The sequence below is a fragment of the Aequorivita sp. IT1183 genome, assembly GCF_058068265.1.
Genome location: NZ_JBYRHS010000004.1, coordinates 12,510 through 28,201, shown reverse-complemented (window position 1 = coordinate 28,201; position 15,692 = coordinate 12,510). Strand labels below are relative to the sequence as shown.

Sequence of the window (15,692 nt, the reverse complement as noted above, 5' to 3'; positions counted from 1 at the left end):
GAATGCAGTTTTTCAAGAAGTTGTTTTCAAAGGGATTATCAAAAAATAAATTTTCAAATTTTTTATGAAGAAAGCACTCAAAATAATTGGAATCATTCTCGGAATTTTGATTCTATTGCTAATTGCTGCACCTTTTATTTTTAAGGGAAGTCTTGAAAAAATGTTAAAACGCACCATCAACGAAAACCTCAACGCTACTGTAGCTTGGGAAGATCTTGACTTGAGCCTTTTCAGCAGTTTTCCCGATGCTTCGTTACAGTTAAAAAATTTCAGTGTAATTAATAAAGCACCTTTTGAGGGCGATACACTTGCGAGCGGCAAAACGCTTTCGTTGGAAATGGGCATTATGCAACTTTTCAAAAAAAGCAATGAAACTATAAAGGTCGATGCGGTATCGCTTGACGAAGCTTTTATTAATATAAAAATTGATTCACTTGGAAATACTAATTATGATATTGCCATTAAAGACGACGCTCCCGCAATAAATGAAGATGATGAAACCAATGGCGGGTTTACCTTCGATTTGAAAACATACGAGATAAAAAATTCGCGTATAAACTATGCAGACGAAGCAACCAAAACCTTCTTAATGCTCACCGAAGTGCAACACAGTGGTAGCGGCGATCTTTCGCAGGAAGTTGGCAATCTCGACACAAAGACCGAAGCGCTCGCTTCTTTCCGAATGGATAGCACAGAATATTTGACCAAAAATAGAATTTCGCTCGATGCAATTTTCAAACTCGATTTAAAAAATCAGAAATACACTTTTCTAGAAAACGAAGCCAAAATAAATGAACTGCCGTTGACTTTTGATGGTTATGTAAAAGTGAACGAAACCAACAACGAAATAGACCTTACTTTTAAAACACCGTCTTCAGACTTTAAAAATTTCCTTGCCGTTATTCCTGAAACGTATGTGAAACAAATTAGCGATGTAAAAACCACGGGTAATTTTACGGTTAATGGAATGCTGAAAGGCATTGTAGACAGCACGCATATACCAACAATGGATATAAAAATTGCTAGTGAAAACGCTTCGTTTAAATATCCAGATTTGCCGAAAACAGTAGATAATATTACGATTGACGTACAACTGAAGAATGAAACTGGGTTGTTAAAAGACACCTATTTAATTATTTCGAAATTCACATTTAGAATTGACGGCGAACCCTTTCGACTAAACGGAAGTATAAAAAACATGACCGAAAACCCATTGGTGAATTTGGAAATGCAGGGAACACTGAATTTAGCAAACATTGAAAAAGTTTTACCTGTTAAAATGGAGCAAAAACTCAGCGGAATTTTTAAGGCTGACGTAATTGCGAATTTTGACATGGAATCTGTGGAAAAGGAACGTTACGACAAGATAGACGCTCGCGGAACTGCAAGTTTAACCAATTTTAATTACGACGCAGGTTTCAAAAATGAATTGAAAGTTGCGAATGCCAGTTTAGCGCTACAACCCGGTGTTTTTACTTTGAAAGAATTGAACGCAACTACTGGCCAAACTGATATTAAAGTTTCTGGAAATATTCAAAACCTCATTCCATTTTTGATGAGCAAACAGGATTTAAAAGGTCGCTTTTCTGTACAATCGAATACGTTTAACGTGAATGATTTTATGGCTACGGAAACTTCTACTTCTGAAAATAATACGTCGGAAAAGGGCAAAACTTCACAAAAAGCAACTGCTTCAGAAGCGGTGAAAATTCCTGATTTTCTGGATGCTACTTTAGATTTTAACGCAAACAAAGTTATCTACGATAATTTAGAATTAAAGAACGCCAAAGGAACTGCAACTATCGCTAATGAAACCATTACAATAAGCAATTTTACGTCTGATATTTTCGGTGGAAATATTGCGCTTACGGGTAATGTTTCAACAAAAAGCGAAACGCCAACCTTTGCAATGACTTTAGATTTAAGCAAGATTGATATAGAACAATCTTTCGAAAATCTTGAAATGTTTAAATTTTTGGTGCCAATTGCTAAAGCATTACACGGAAGTTTGAACACCAAATTCGAGCTTAACGGACAACTTACAAACGACCTTTCGCCTAAACTCTCCACACTTGCCGGAACTGCTTTAGCGCAAATTATTACTGCAGAAGTTGATCCAAAGCAAGCGCCTCTGCTCGCTGCGCTGGGTAATAAAGTTTCATTTTTGAATTTAGACAAATTGAGTCTGCGTGATGTGAGTACAAATTTCACTTTCAATAATGGTAAAATTGAAGTAAAACCATTCAATTTCGATATTAAAGGCATTAAGGTTACTGCTGGAGGAACTCACGGTTTAGACAAATCTATTGACTACAACTTAACAATGGACGTACCTGCAAAATATTTGGGCAACGATGTAACTAAACTGCTTCAAAATTTGAGTCCGCAGGAAGCAGACGCAATGAGCGTTGCGTTACCTATTGGCTTGAAAGGTACATTCACTAATCCACAAGTTTCACTAAACGCTGAAACCGCTATTAACACTTTAACCAAACAACTTTTAGCCAAGCAAAAAGACAAATTAATAAAACAAGGTACGGGTGTTTTGGAAGGATTATTAACCGGCGGAACTACACAGGATTCAACAAAAACGAATACAAATACTAATACCAATACGCAACAACAGACTACCCAGCAACAAAACACCAAAATTATAAAGGATGTTCTGGGTGGAATTTTGGGTGGAAAGAAAAAGAAAGCAGATACTACAAAAGCTGGAAATTAGCTTAGTTTACAGTAATTGAAACTACATAACCCTCGTTACTGCGGATGTTAAAAACGGTATCGTCTTCAAATATTAGATATTGTCCCTTTATTCCTTTTAAAACTCCTTCGTAAAAAGGAGTTTTTTCAAGATTGAGAGATTTCGGCTTTTCGGGATAATTTATTACAGGAAATTGTAGATTGGTTTCAGTATTATTTTCTAAATAATATTCGGCAGCTTCAGCGGGAATATATTGTTTCAATTTGTCTCGCCACTCCACCAAATTTTCATCTTTAATGTCGTTTTTTAGCATCGTGCGCCAATTGGTTTTATCGCTTACGTAATCCTTTAGTGCAACCTCTGTAATTCCGGCAAGATACCGGTTGGGTACTTCTACAATTTCAATGGCTTCGTGTGCGCCTTGATCAATCCATCGTGTTGGAATTTGAGATTTACGCGTCACCCCCACTTTTACACTACTGCTGTTTGCGAGATAAACTACATGTGGTTGTAATTGCACACCTTTTTCATAATCCAAATCGCGATCTTCGATTCCTAAATGCGCTTGGCTTTTTTCGGGATTTATAATCCAATCTGCCGCTTGGGGGATTTCAAAAAAACAATCGTAGCAAAATCCTTGGCGATAAATTTTCTTTTGTAGGCTACAATTTAAACATTGATATCGCAGGAAATTTATGGCGACTATTTTGTCTAATAGTTGATTCACATTCAAAAAATCGTTTTCAAAAACAAGATAATACTGAATGGGTGAACCGTTTTCAGTCTGCATTTTTTTGAGTACTCCTTCGTAATTCATTTATACAAAAATATTTATGCCGAAAATTCTTCCAACGAAACACTGTAAAACATCGCTTCAAAAAAGGGGAAATCGTAATTATAAAATAGTTATTTTTATAGCATAAAGATAGCAGAAAAATATGCCAATCCCCATTGTAAATTCCATTGCTTCTTGGTTCTTGAAAAAAAGATTTCATCAAATAGACCTTTTTTTGAAGTACCCTATTGAAGTACAGGAAGAACTACTTTTTAATTTACTTCTAAAAGCGAAATATACCGAAATTGGTAAAGAGTATGATTTTGCTTCTATAAAAACCTATCGCGAATTTGCAGATAGAATTCCCGTTACAACCTACGAAGACAACGAACCCTCAATTGAGCGAGCACGAAAAGGCGAATCTAATATTTTCTGGCCCACGCCTATAAAGTGGTTCGCAAAATCTAGCGGCACAACGAACGCTAAAAGTAAATTTATACCTGTCACTAACGATTCTTTAGAGAATTGCCACTATGCTGCGAGTAAAGATTTGCTTTGCATGTACCTCAATAACAACCCAGATGCACAATTATTTTTAGGGAAAAGTTTACGACTTGGCGGAAGCAAACAATTGTACCAAGAAAATGGGACCGTTTTCGGCGATCTTTCTGCAATCTTGATAGACAATATGCCTTTTTGGGCAGAATATAGCAGCACCCCCAGTAACGAAGTTTCACTAATGGGCGATTGGGAAACCAAATTGCAAGCCATAGTAAACGAAACAACTAAAGAAAACGTAACGAGTTTAGCAGGAGTGCCATCGTGGATGTTAGTTTTGCTGAACCAAGTAATGGAAACCACAGGCAAGGGAAATCTATTTGAAGTTTGGCCAAACTTAGAAGTTTATTTTCACGGCGGCGTAAATTTTGACCCGTATATAGACCAGTACAATAAATTGTTGCCGAAAGACAATTTTAGATATTACGAAATTTACAATGCTTCGGAAGGATTCTTCGCCATTCAAGACCGAAACGACAACAAAGAGCTACTGTTAATGCTAGACTACGGTATATTTTATGAATTCATTCCGATGGATAATTATGGCACACCAGAGGAAAAAGTAATTCCGCTTAGCGAAGTGGAAGAAGGAAAAAACTACGCAATAATAATTACTACCAATGCAGGACTTTGGCGTTATAAAATTGGAGATACCATTCGTTTTACCTCTATAGATCCGTACAGGATTAAAGTTACCGGAAGAACGAAGCATCACATAAATGTTTTTGGCGAGGAATTAATTATTGAAAATGCAGAAACAGCACTTCGAAAAGCTTCGCAACAAACCAATGCCGAAATTGTAGATTACACTGCCGCCCCTATTTTTATGGAAGGAAAAGAAAAAGGCGCACACGAATGGATTATAGAATTTAAAAATCCGCCGGATGACTTAAATGCTTTTGCCAAGTTTTTAGATTCGGCACTGCAGGAAGTAAATAGCGATTATGAGGCCAAGAGATTTAATAATACTACACTAAACGCACCGAAAATCCACAACGCTCGGGAGCGCCTCTTTTACGATTGGTTAAAAGACAAGAATAAATTGGGCGGGCAGCACAAAGTTCCGAGGCTTTCTAATACGCGCGATTATTTAGAGGAGCTATTAACGATGAATCGTACTGTTTAGTGAGGTTTTCCTTATATTCCAAGTAAATATAGATTGCCGGAGACAAGAGTGTTTTCAAGGCTTTGACAACAGATTTTTTTTACTTGATGCATTTCAACGACTATTGAAGGGCTTCGGCTAAAACTTTTGTGAACCACTTACTTCCATAGTACATTTGTGTAGTTAAAATAATGACTATACAATAATGAAAAAAATCTTTACTATATTTTGCCTATTGGTTTTTACCGTTTTGTTGTCGTCTTGCGCCTCTACAACTACCATCAAAAAAGATGGAGAGATAGCAGATTATAATTTGAGAAGCAAAAAAGAGCAAATGCAGAATAAAATTCTTCACACGAATAATACATCTTTGCTCTCTACTCCGTAAAAAATACATTTATACATATAAAAAAACCTCGGGCTTTCCCGAGGTTTTTTAGTTCTATAGCTATTCTTGATTTTTATGAAACAGCTTTCAACTTTTTAAGGGTTGATTTGTTCAATTTTTCTTCTGCATAGTCCTTTGTTACATGAACCGTTTTTTCGTCTGTGCCGGGCATTTCATACATCGCATCGGTTAAAACAGCTTCGCAAAGTGAGCGAAGTCCACGTGCTCCAAGTTTATAATCAATTGCTTGTTCAACAATAAAATCTAAGGCTTCTTCCGTAACTTCAAAATCAATTTCATCCATTTCAAACAGTTTTTTGTACTGTTTAATAATAGCATTTTTAGGTTCTGTAAGAATTGAACGAAGCGTTTCTTTGTCCAACGGATTCATATAAGTTAAAACCGGCAATCGCCCAATAATTTCAGGAATTAAACCGAAATCTTTTAAATCCTTCGGAATAATATAGCGCAATATATTTTCGCGATCCATTTGGTTTTCTTTCAACGAAGCAGTAAATCCAACGGCCTGCATATTCAGCCTTTTTGAAATATGACGATCAATACCATCAAAAGCACCACCAGCAATAAATAGAATATTTTCAGTATTTACTTCAATGAATTTTTGATCTGGATGCTTTCTACCTCCTTTTGGCGGAACATTCACTGTTGTACCTTCCAATAGTTTAAGTAAAGCTTGCTGCACACCTTCTCCACTCACATCGCGAGTAATTGAAGGGTTATCGCTTTTTCTTGCAATTTTATCAATTTCATCAATGAAAACTATTCCGTTTTCAGCTTTTTCAAGATTGTAATCTGCGGCTTGTAGCAAACGTGTTAAAATACTTTCAACGTCTTCTCCTACATATCCAGCTTCAGTTAAAACTGTAGCATCTACAATTGCCAAAGGAACGTTCAACATTTTTGCAATTGTTTTCGCAATTAATGTTTTTCCTGTTCCAGTTTGCCCAACGATTATGATATTACTTTTTTGTATTTCAATATCGTCGTCGCTTTTTGGTTGAAGTAATCTTTTGTAGTGGTTGTAAACGGCTACAGACATTACTTTTTTAGTGAATTCCTGACCAATTACGTATTCATCCAAAAATGCTTTTATAATTTTTGGTTTCTTCAGCATTAAATCTTTGGATAGTTCCGTATTGCCTGCATGCAAGGCTTCTTCCACAACTATTCCGTGGGCCTGCTCAATACAACGATCGCAAATGTGGGCATCCAAACCTGCAATCAGCAAGTTTGTTTCCGCCTTTTTACGGCCACAAAAGGAACATTCTAAATCTTCTTTCGACATATTATCTTTTTTCAACAATCTCTTTTTTTAGCTTCTAGTCAATATTTCATCTATCATTCCGTATTCTAAAGCTTTATCAGCTTTCATCCAATAATCACGGTCACTATCATCGTAAACCTTATCGTAGGTTTGGCCTGTATGTTTTGCGATTATTTGGTAAAGCTCTTCCTTTAGCGTAATTATTTCGCGGGCGGTAATTTCAATATCGCTAGCTTGCCCTTGTGCTCCACCTAATGGTTGGTGAATCATAATACGCGAATGTGTTAAGCCGCTGCGTTTTCCTTTTTCACCTGCACATAAAAGCACGGCAGCCATAGAGGCAGCCATTCCGGTACAAATAGTTGCAACGTCTGGTTTTATGAACTGCATAGTGTCATAAATTCCCAAACCGGCATAAACACTTCCACCTGGAGAGTTTATATAAATTTGAATATCGCGTGCAGCATCAGTACTTGCCAAAAACAATAATTGCGCTTGTACAATGTTAGCCACTTGATCGTTAATTCCGGTACCAAGAAAAATAATGCGGTCCATCATTAAACGCGAAAAAACGTCCATTGCCACGGCATTCATTTGGCGTTCTTCAATAATATTTGGTGTTAGATTTGTAGGGTACATACTGCTTATGATTTTATCATAATACATACCGTTAACACCTTGATCTTTTATAGCAAAGTCTCTAAATTCGTTACTGTAATTCATAAATGTGTATTCGTTTTTTTGTGGGGTCTAAGGGGGTAAATATGCAACCTTTATAGACTCCTGTGTTCGCAAGAATTAAAAAGGCGTTAAATTATATAATTCAACGCCTAAAGATAACTATTTCTTCGCTGAATTATGCGTAGGCGTCCTTAATGAATTTGTCGTAAGCCACTTCTTTAGTCTTCAACTTTGCGTTTTCCTTAAAGAAATTCAACAATTTTGTTGAGTTTAATTGCTCACTTAAACGCTCAACTTCTTCTTTATTAGAAAGAATTCGTGCAGCGATAGATTCCAGTTCCTCTTCTGCTGGATTATTTTGTCCAAACTGAGCCATTTGTTCTTTTATCATTTCTTTTGAATGGTCTTTCAACTCATCAAAAGTAACTTGTAGGTTATTTTCTGTGCGAAGCTTACCTTCAATTAACTGATAACGAAGTCCTTTTTCGCTTTTTTCAAATTCTGCTTTTGCATCTTCTTCAGAAAGTCTCTTTTCGCCAGTCATTGCAATCCAACGTTGTAAAAACTCTTTAGGTAGATCGAATTTTGTGTTTTCAATTAATGAATCAACAACATCATTCAACAACTTCTGGTCGCTTTGCTGTGCAAATTGTCCTTCGGCATCTTCCTTTATTTTCGCTTTCAATTCTTCTTCTGAAGTAACTGTAGCTTCGCCAAATAATTTATCGAACAATTCTTGGTTCAATTCGGCCATTTCGCGCTGGTTCACTTCTTCTATTTTCAAAGAAACTTCGATATCTAAACCGTGAGCTTCGTCGTGCTCAATGCCTAAAAATTTCTGATTGTCGTGATCATCGGCAAACATTCCTTTTGTTTTCAAAGTAACTGTATCGCCAACTTTAGCACCAATCAGGCTTTCCAATTGCTTTTTGCCAGCAACATCGTCTGTAGTAATTGTAGTTTTATTTTCAAATTCTTTTTCTGTAGAAGTGAAAGTTCCGGTAATTTCATCACCTTTTTCAACTTCATTTTTAGAAATCAATTTACCGTATTGCTTGCGGATAGTCTTCACTTGATTGTTTAGCAATTCATCATCTGCAACAATTTTATAGTGAACAATTTCTTTGCCTTTTACGTCTACAGTGAATTTTGGCGCAAGACCCAATTCAAATTCAAAGGAATAATTTTCTGTCTCCCAATCAATTTCCGTTTCATTCTTCGGAAGTGGATTTCCAAGAATGTCCAACTTTTCTTCGTTAAGATATTTATGAAGCGCGTCTTGAAGAATTTTGTTTACTTCTTCAACCAAAACAGCTTTTCCGTATTGTTTTTTAACCATTCCCATTGGGATATGGCCTTTTCTAAAACCTGGAATATTAGCGGTTTTTCTGTAATTATTCAATACCTTCTCTACGTTGGCTGAATAGTCTTCTTTTGAAACTTCTACCGTAAGTACAGCGTTCAGTTTATCAATGTCTTTTTTTGTAATGTTCATTTTTCTTCTGAATTTCGGGATGCAAAAGTACGGCTTTTTGCACAACTCAACAAACATTTACAAACTGTTGTTCAGCAATTTGCTAGTCCTCCTTTAAAAGTGAAAAAAGCACAGCTTGGAAAAGTGAAAGCAGCAAACTAAAGAGCAGCGCCCACCAGATTGAAGCAACGTCGAAGCTTTCTACAAAAAAGTCTGCCATTAAAATAATAAATGCATTTATAATAAGTAGAAATAGTCCAAAGGTTATAATTGTTATTGGAAAGGTTAAAAGCACTAAAATAGGTTTAACTATCAATCTTAAAAGCGCAATGACGATGGCAACAATAATTGCAGAACCATATCCTTCTACAGCGACTCCCGGAAGAATTTTAGACAAGACCACAACCGCCACGGCGGTGAGAAGTAATTTTATTATAAGTTTCATTTTAAAGAGTTTGGCGTTAGTATTTTTACAAGCTTTGAGTAAATATAATAAAAAAACCGCCCCCAAATGGGAACGGTCTTTAACTAACTAAATATATAGCTATTAATTATTTGTAAGCGTAATAGTTGGATAATTGCCAATCTTCACCATTGGGATAGTTGCATTGTAAGTAGTGTTGATTGCTTTAATAATAAGGTTAGCAGTATAAGCATACCCTCTTGGAGATGGGTGAACGCCATCTAAAGAAAATCCGCCACCTGTTACAAATTGTGATGTAAGAACACCACCATCGTAAGGAATCCCACCGTTTGCAAGGCTAGCTAATGCAGACTTAGCATCTACATACGCTAAACTTTTTGCTCCTGCCAAAGCTTGAATTGTTGTATTGTAAGCATTGCTTGCTACTGTAATGCGAGCCTGCTCAGACACTGCCAAAACATATTGATCTGTCAATGGAATAGAAACACCAATAACACCCTGTGGGTTGTTAGGATCTGGTGTTGTACCCAAAATTGATGAAGCAGTTAAAACAATTAAATCATCAGATTTTACTTGGCGCAATTGGCCCAATAATGCAGCCAATTGTGGTGGTAAGTTAAATGGAGCAGCTTGTATAATAGCGGTAATATCCGTTAGGTCATCATCTGTCATAATCGGGAAGTTTTGCCCTGCAGAAAAATTAATCATTCTTAAAGCAGCTTCTTCTGGAGTAATAACCCCGAAGGACACTAAACCTGGCAAAATCTGGGTGTTATATCCAGCAAACTGTGCGTTTAAAGCACCAGCAGTTGCAGCATCTAACGGAATTGCATTAGTAGGAACAGTAGTAAAATATGGAATTGAAGTTACTGCCGGTATATTCACCAAAACACCTTTAGCGCCATTTGCGGTTAAAGCATCTACTTGTTGGCTATAAACAGAAGCAAACACGTTTGGATCTGTAATGTCATTCGGGCCATATGTTGTAGGGTCAAAATTATTAGTTTGATCTACACCTAAACCTCCCGAAGTTGCATAGCTTAAGATATCATTATTTCCAATCCAAAGGCTGAAAAAGGTAGCACCTTGCGCAGCTGCATCACCAATTACTGTTGCACTTTCACTACTTGCGAAACGCGCAAAATAAGGATTGGCAGCACCAGTTGGCACTCCAGCAGCATTACCATATCCAGGAGCTACTAAATGGAAACTTTTCGCTCCAGGAACACCCACATTATTAAACGGGCCAGTTAATTTATTTGTAACCTCTGTTGTTGGCGCTCCAACTAAACGCACAGGTCCCGGATTTCCGTTTGCATCAACAGCAAGTACAAATCTGTTTTCAGTAATTTGAGTTCCGCTAAACAACATACCTCCTATGTTATCATTCATTAAAGGTTGTGTGAATTCACCACCACCGGCAAAAGCAAACTGCTGCGCCATAATGTTTGGGTAGCTATTTTCTTGACCAGTAATATAAAGTGCTCCATCAGCATATCCAGCTGTTAAAGAGTTTCCAACGGAAACATATTTTGAAAGATCTGCAGTTCCGCTAGTGTAAAAACCTTCGTCTGTTACTGGAGTATCAAATTCTGGTTCGCAGCTTACAAAGCCAACAGCCATAACTGCGAATGTATATTTAAGTATATTTTTCATCTCTAAGATTTTTTTCGATTATAATTTATAAGTAAGCCCCAATCCTGGAACAAAAGCGCTGGTTTTGTAGGTTCCACTAAATGGAACTGCTTGACCATTTTCGAAATAGTAATTGTAAGATGCATCTACTTCCTTAAAGTGTGAGTAAAGGAATGAAGCATCGATCTGCAGGTGCTCACCAAGATTTACGGTAAGACCGGCAGTAAAGTTATTACTGTCGTTACGTGGAGTTTCAGGAGCAAAATAGCCATCACGAACTGGACTTTCATCAAAGTAATAACCAGCTCTTAAAGTAAACATTTTGGTTGCTTCATATTGCATTCCGAAACGATATACTGAAGAGTTTTTATAATTACGTGCGTTTTTAGAATCTGGAATATTCGGATTTTCAAAATCAATATCTAATGATTCATAAACATCCCAGAAAGTACGGTTTAAATCAAAGGCAAAGACCCATTTTTCACAGAAATCGTAAGACATACCCACAGTCATTTCAGCAGGCATAGGCAAAGCAGCACTGATATTAGTGTTTTCGAAAGGTGTTAATGGAGAATTTGGAATATTTGCAAATTCTGCAGTACCTTCTTCAGCTTCTAAAATAATTTCAGAACGGTACGTTGCGCCTAAATGTAAATCATCACTAAGGTTTATCATAGTACTTGCAACCCAACCCCAAGCGTTTACACCAGAAGCATCAATAGTTACGTTAGCACGATTTCCGTCAAGATCAGTGAGCGTACGGTTTAGGTTTCTATTGAAGTTTACAGATCCTGTAACATAAATAGGTCCACCCCCAAAGCTTATTTTATCGTTAACCTTAACCGAAACAGTAGGCTGAATATAAATTGCGGCTAACGCTATATTATTAATCAAATGCGAACCAGCCCAATCATCATCATATACCACTTCACTTCCGTATGGTGTGTAAACACCTAGCCCAAGCGCCAACCAGTCTGTAGCTTTATAAGAAGCATAAAGGTAAAGCGGAGTTCCAACGGGACTGTCGGTTCTATCATTTGCTCCTGTTTGAGTGTCTTGGTATGCAATTTTCGAGAACACTCCGTGAACACCAGCAGAGATATTGAATTTATCGTCTAGATACACCAATGCGGCTGGATTAAAAAATACAGATTCACTACTGTTTACAACAGCAACGCCTGCATGACCCATCGCTAAGGCCTTATTGCCCTGCAGACTTACACGGTAACCGCCCGCATAAGTCACCGCGCTCGCAAGTGCAAAAACGGCAAGTACTAATACTTTCTTCATAATTATTTAATTCTTTAAAGTTAATTTTCTCGGATTAATAAGTAAGGATATTTTTTTTTCAATAATTTATTATGCACGCATAAGAAATCTTACTTACAATATTATAAAAAATTCATAACATTATCATAAAATTCTTCAGGATTTTCGGCGTGAAGCCAATGACCAGCATTTGAGATTGTATCAATTCTTGCTTTTGGAAAGTGTTTTTTGATTAAAAGTTCGTCCATTTGTTCAATATAACCACTTTTTTCACCACCTAAAAAAAGTGTATCGCCTTTAAACACGGTGTCTTCCGGAAGTGCTACACCCACCTCTTCAATTTTTTTTGATAGAATAGGAAGATTTATGCGAAGTGCTAATTCATTTTTACTTTTGCGGTAAAGATTTTTAAGAAGAAATAATCGTGTGCCTTCATCTTTTATATATCCTGAAAGAATATCTTCTGCCTCACCGCGCGATTTTATTTTTGAAAAGTCCAATTGCGAAAGCGCTTTTAAAATATCTTGGTGGTGTGCGGGATAGGCTTTTGGACCAATATCTGCAACAATCAATTTCGAAACCATTTCGGGATAAGTTACCGCATACTGCATTGCAACCTTTCCACCCATAGAATGACCTAAGAGTATTATTTCTTTTAAATCGTGTTCTTCACAATAGCTTTTTAAATCTTCGGCCATTATTTTATACGAAAATTCATCGCTATGGAAACTGCGGCCGTGGTTGCGTTGATCTAAAAGATGAACTTCATAGCCATCTTCTGCCCAACGAGCGCCAAGGGTTTTCCAGTTGTCGCTCATTCCTAAGAAACCGTGGAGGATTACGAAAGGTTTACCGGAGCCGAGTATTTGGGAGTGTAGCGTCATTAGCTTAGTTTCTTTAAATATCCATCAATTACATTCTCCAACCCATCATAAAGCGCTTCACAAATAAGTGCATGCCCAATACTCACTTCTAAAAGGTTTGGAATGTTTTCCTTGAAAAATGCAATGTTTTCCAACGAAAGATCGTGTCCTGCGTTTATTCCTAGATTCAGTTTATTTGCAAGAATTGCACACTCTGTATACGGTTTTATGGCTTCTTTGTTTCCCAAGGAATATTGTTTTGCAAATTCTTCGGTGTATAATTCAATTCTATCGGCTCCAGTTTCGGCGGCACCTTCAATCATTTTTAAGTTTGGATCTACAAAAATTGAAGTGCGGATTCCGTTTCGCTTAAATTCAGAAATTATTTCCTTTAAATAATCTTTATGTTTCACTGTATCCCAGCCAGCATTGGAAGTAATTGCATTCACAGCATCGGGAACGAGGGTAACTTGGGTAGGTTTTATTTCCAAAACCATTTTTGTAAAATCGTCCATCGGGTTGCCTTCAATGTTGTATTCCGTTGAAACAATCGGTTTTAAATCGTATGCATCTTGATACCGAATATGACGTTCATCGGGCCTCGGGTGAATTGTGATTCCCTGTGCGCCAAACCGCTGCACATCTTTAGCAACTTGCAATATATCAGGCACATTGCCGCCGCGTGCGTTACGCAACGTGGCTATTTTATTTATGTTTACGCTTAATTTTGTCATTTGTATGTGTTATAATTATCAAAAATACAAACCTTCTAACGCTAATGAACCTTTATTTTAAGTAATTTGCGTTAAAAATAACTTCCGATGGAAACCCTAAATTACATCATTAACGATATTGAACCGTTTGACGTTTCGGCCAAGATAAAGGATGTGCAAACTGTTTTCAATCAGCTTACCTATTCGCACGTGCCCGTTGAAAAAGACGGTCATTACATTGGTTGCGTGTCTGAAAATGATGCGTATTGTTTTGACAACACCAAATTGCTAAGCGATTTTCAATACGCTTTAGAGCCTTTTCACGTGCTGCAAGACACCAATTGGCTAGATATTTTGGAAGCTTTTGCTTTAAACAATAGTAATATAATGCCCGTACTTGGTGCCGACAATAAATATATAGGTTACTATGAATTGGGTGACATTATGAGTCTTTTCAACAATACGCCTTTTTTAAATGAAACCGGTGGAATAATTGTAGTTGAAAAAGGTGTGCAAGATTATTCTTTTAGTGAAATTTGCCAAATAGTAGAATCAAATGGAACTCGAATTTTCGGCCTTTTTATTTCGAACATGGAAAAGGAAATTGTTCAAGTTACTTTAAAAGTAGGCCACACAGCTATGAATAGCATTGTTCAAACTTTTAGGAGATATAACTATAATGTAGTAAGTCATCACGAAGAAGATAAATTTATTGAAGACTTAAAAGAACGTTCTGAATATCTGAATAAATACCTTAATATATAATTGAGTGAAATTCTTAGTGTTCAGTGTTCAGTGAAAAAGATAAAAAACTAATACTAATTAGGATTAAAAGAATCAACAGTTTCGAAAAATGAAAATAGGAATCTACGGACAGTTTTACCACGAAAATGCAGAAATCTATATTCAGATGTTGTTGGACGCGCTTCAAAAACGAGAAGCTGAAGTTCTTATAGAAGAAAATTTTCTCGAAATTATAAATCGAAATCAGGATATTACTAAAAACTTTTCGAGTTGTTCCACGTTTACAAAATTGGATAAAAGTTTCGACCTATTTTTCAGTATTGGTGGCGACGGAACCATTTTAAAAGCGGTAACGTTTGTAACAGACTTGGGCATTCCGATTGTTGGAATAAATACAGGACGACTTGGTTTTTTGGCAACTATTCAAAAAGAAGAAATGACAGAAAGCCTAAACCAAATTTTGGAAGGCGAATACACCATTTCTGAAAGAAGTTTGCTAACTGTTGAAACAATTCCGCAGAGCGACGAAATTCTACCTTTAAATTTTGCCTTAAACGAAGTGGCCGTAAACCGACGCAATACAACTTCGATGATAAAAGTTGAAACTCACGTAAACGATAAATACTTAACCTCTTATTGGTCTGACGGCCTAATTGTAGCAACCCCAACGGGTTCTACAGGTTATTCTTTAAGTTGTGGCGGACCTGTTATAGATCCTCAAGCTAGTAGCCTAGTGCTCACACCCATAGCACCACATAACTTAAACGCGCGACCTTTGGTTATTCCAGATTCAAGTACTGTTTCACTAAAAGTTTCGGGAAGAGAAAATACTTTTTTGGTTTCTATGGATTCGCGTATTGCAACTTTAGAAAATGAAACCACAATAATTATTAAAAAGGCCCCTTTTACCATCAAACTACTTCAACTACAAGATGATAGCTTCATAAAGACACTTCGCAAGAAACTTTTGTGGGGTGAAGACAAGCGTAACTAAACAATAAAATCCCTCAAAATTTGTTAATCAACAGAGACTAATTGGCTTCCAATAATGTCAAGCCAAGATTATTGTTATAT

General features: G+C 36.7%; 14 protein-coding genes. 5 read left to right on the top strand and 9 right to left on the bottom strand.

From position 1 onward, the window contains the following. Positions 1-64: 64 nt before the first annotated feature. Positions 65-2,725, top strand: a complete 2,661-nt coding sequence (locus tag AC3RVF_RS08570; protein ID WP_489693181.1) for an AsmA family protein — start codon at positions 65-67, stop codon at positions 2,723-2,725. Position 2,726: 1 nt separating this feature from the next. Here the strand turns inward: AC3RVF_RS08570 and AC3RVF_RS08565 are convergent, their stop codons facing one another. Beyond that, the gene (locus AC3RVF_RS08565) at positions 2,727-3,521 is read right to left on the bottom strand and encodes a DUF2797 domain-containing protein (RefSeq protein WP_489691236.1); all 795 of its coding nucleotides are present in this window, start codon (positions 3,519-3,521) and stop codon (positions 2,727-2,729) included. Positions 3,522-3,642: 121 nt separating this feature from the next. Between AC3RVF_RS08565 and AC3RVF_RS08560 the strand changes: the two genes are divergently transcribed. Together AC3RVF_RS08560 and AC3RVF_RS08555 are read left to right on the top strand one after the other, a co-directional pair. Beyond that, complete coding sequence (locus tag AC3RVF_RS08560) at positions 3,643-5,163, top strand: GH3 auxin-responsive promoter family protein (RefSeq protein WP_489691235.1); 1,521 nt, start codon at positions 3,643-3,645, stop codon at positions 5,161-5,163. Positions 5,164-5,347: 184 nt separating this feature from the next. Further along, complete coding sequence (locus tag AC3RVF_RS08555; RefSeq protein WP_489691234.1) at positions 5,348-5,530, top strand: hypothetical protein; 183 nt, start codon at positions 5,348-5,350, stop codon at positions 5,528-5,530. 73 nt (positions 5,531-5,603) lie between these two features. On the opposite strand, the gene clpX is transcribed toward AC3RVF_RS08555, so the two are convergent. From clpX to AC3RVF_RS08515, 8 genes are all read right to left on the bottom strand, one after another. Beyond that, a complete protein-coding gene (gene clpX / locus AC3RVF_RS08550; protein WP_489691233.1) occupies positions 5,604-6,836 on the bottom strand; it encodes an ATP-dependent Clp protease ATP-binding subunit ClpX in 1,233 nt (410 codons plus the stop codon). 27 nt (positions 6,837-6,863) lie between these two features. Next, positions 6,864-7,538 (bottom strand): ATP-dependent Clp endopeptidase proteolytic subunit ClpP, encoded by a 675-nt coding sequence (gene clpP / locus AC3RVF_RS08545; RefSeq protein ID WP_489691232.1) that lies wholly within the window; start codon positions 7,536-7,538, stop codon positions 6,864-6,866. A 133-nt stretch (positions 7,539-7,671) separates the two neighbouring features. Next, positions 7,672-8,991: a trigger factor gene (tig, locus tag AC3RVF_RS08540; RefSeq protein ID WP_489691231.1), complete on the bottom strand. Its 1,320-nt coding sequence runs from the start codon at positions 8,989-8,991 to the stop codon at positions 7,672-7,674. An 82-nt stretch (positions 8,992-9,073) separates the two neighbouring features. Continuing rightward, complete coding sequence (locus AC3RVF_RS08535) at positions 9,074-9,415, bottom strand: phage holin family protein (protein ID WP_489691230.1); 342 nt, start codon at positions 9,413-9,415, stop codon at positions 9,074-9,076. Positions 9,416-9,517: 102 nt separating this feature from the next. Further along, a complete protein-coding gene (locus AC3RVF_RS08530; protein ID WP_489691229.1) occupies positions 9,518-11,050 on the bottom strand; it encodes an SGNH/GDSL hydrolase family protein in 1,533 nt (510 codons plus the stop codon). A gap of 18 nt (positions 11,051-11,068) precedes the next feature. Then, a complete protein-coding gene (locus AC3RVF_RS08525) occupies positions 11,069-12,319 on the bottom strand; it encodes an OmpP1/FadL family transporter (protein WP_489693180.1) in 1,251 nt (416 codons plus the stop codon). 101 nt (positions 12,320-12,420) lie between these two features. Further along, positions 12,421-13,182, bottom strand: coding sequence for an alpha/beta fold hydrolase (locus AC3RVF_RS08520; RefSeq protein ID WP_489693179.1), 762 nt, complete (start codon positions 13,180-13,182; stop codon positions 12,421-12,423). Continuing rightward, entirely contained in the window at positions 13,182-13,895 is a 714-nt protein-coding gene (locus tag AC3RVF_RS08515) for a pyridoxine 5'-phosphate synthase (protein ID WP_489693178.1), read from the bottom strand. The genes AC3RVF_RS08520 and AC3RVF_RS08515 overlap by 1 nt, the downstream gene beginning before the upstream one ends. 87 nt (positions 13,896-13,982) lie before the next feature. Between AC3RVF_RS08515 and AC3RVF_RS08510 the strand changes: the two genes are divergently transcribed. Together AC3RVF_RS08510 and AC3RVF_RS08505 are read left to right on the top strand one after the other, a co-directional pair. Then, positions 13,983-14,639 carry a CBS domain-containing protein gene (locus tag AC3RVF_RS08510; protein WP_489691224.1) on the top strand — a complete coding sequence of 219 codons (657 nt, stop codon included), beginning with the start codon at positions 13,983-13,985 and terminating at the stop codon, positions 14,637-14,639. A gap of 88 nt (positions 14,640-14,727) precedes the next feature. After that, entirely contained in the window at positions 14,728-15,612 is an 885-nt protein-coding gene (locus tag AC3RVF_RS08505) for an NAD kinase (RefSeq protein WP_489691223.1), read from the top strand. Positions 15,613-15,692 lie beyond the last annotated feature (80 nt).

Bases quoted from the DNA above. Each gene is read 5' to 3' on its own strand.
- AC3RVF_RS08505 (WP_489691223.1), top strand. From the start codon at position 14,728: ATGAAAATAGGAATCTACGGACAGTTTTACCACGAAAATGCAGAAATC.
- tig (WP_489691231.1), bottom strand. From the start codon at position 8,991: ATGAACATTACAAAAAAAGACATTGATAAACTGAACGCTGTACTTACG.
- clpX (WP_489691233.1), bottom strand. From the start codon at position 6,836: ATGTCGAAAGAAGATTTAGAATGTTCCTTTTGTGGCCGTAAAAAGGCG.
- AC3RVF_RS08515 (WP_489693178.1), bottom strand. From the start codon at position 13,895: ATGACAAAATTAAGCGTAAACATAAATAAAATAGCCACGTTGCGTAAC.
- AC3RVF_RS08570 (WP_489693181.1), top strand. From the start codon at position 65: ATGAAGAAAGCACTCAAAATAATTGGAATCATTCTCGGAATTTTGATT.
- clpP (WP_489691232.1), bottom strand. From the start codon at position 7,538: ATGAATTACAGTAACGAATTTAGAGACTTTGCTATAAAAGATCAAGGT.
- AC3RVF_RS08535 (WP_489691230.1), bottom strand. From the start codon at position 9,415: ATGAAACTTATAATAAAATTACTTCTCACCGCCGTGGCGGTTGTGGTC.
- AC3RVF_RS08525 (WP_489693180.1), bottom strand. From the start codon at position 12,319: ATGAAGAAAGTATTAGTACTTGCCGTTTTTGCACTTGCGAGCGCGGTG.
- AC3RVF_RS08555 (WP_489691234.1), top strand. From the start codon at position 5,348: ATGAAAAAAATCTTTACTATATTTTGCCTATTGGTTTTTACCGTTTTG.
- AC3RVF_RS08560 (WP_489691235.1), top strand. From the start codon at position 3,643: ATGCCAATCCCCATTGTAAATTCCATTGCTTCTTGGTTCTTGAAAAAA.
- AC3RVF_RS08530 (WP_489691229.1), bottom strand. From the start codon at position 11,050: ATGAAAAATATACTTAAATATACATTCGCAGTTATGGCTGTTGGCTTT.
- AC3RVF_RS08520 (WP_489693179.1), bottom strand. From the start codon at position 13,182: ATGACGCTACACTCCCAAATACTCGGCTCCGGTAAACCTTTCGTAATC.
- AC3RVF_RS08565 (WP_489691236.1), bottom strand. From the start codon at position 3,521: ATGAATTACGAAGGAGTACTCAAAAAAATGCAGACTGAAAACGGTTCA.
- AC3RVF_RS08510 (WP_489691224.1), top strand. From the start codon at position 13,983: ATGGAAACCCTAAATTACATCATTAACGATATTGAACCGTTTGACGTT.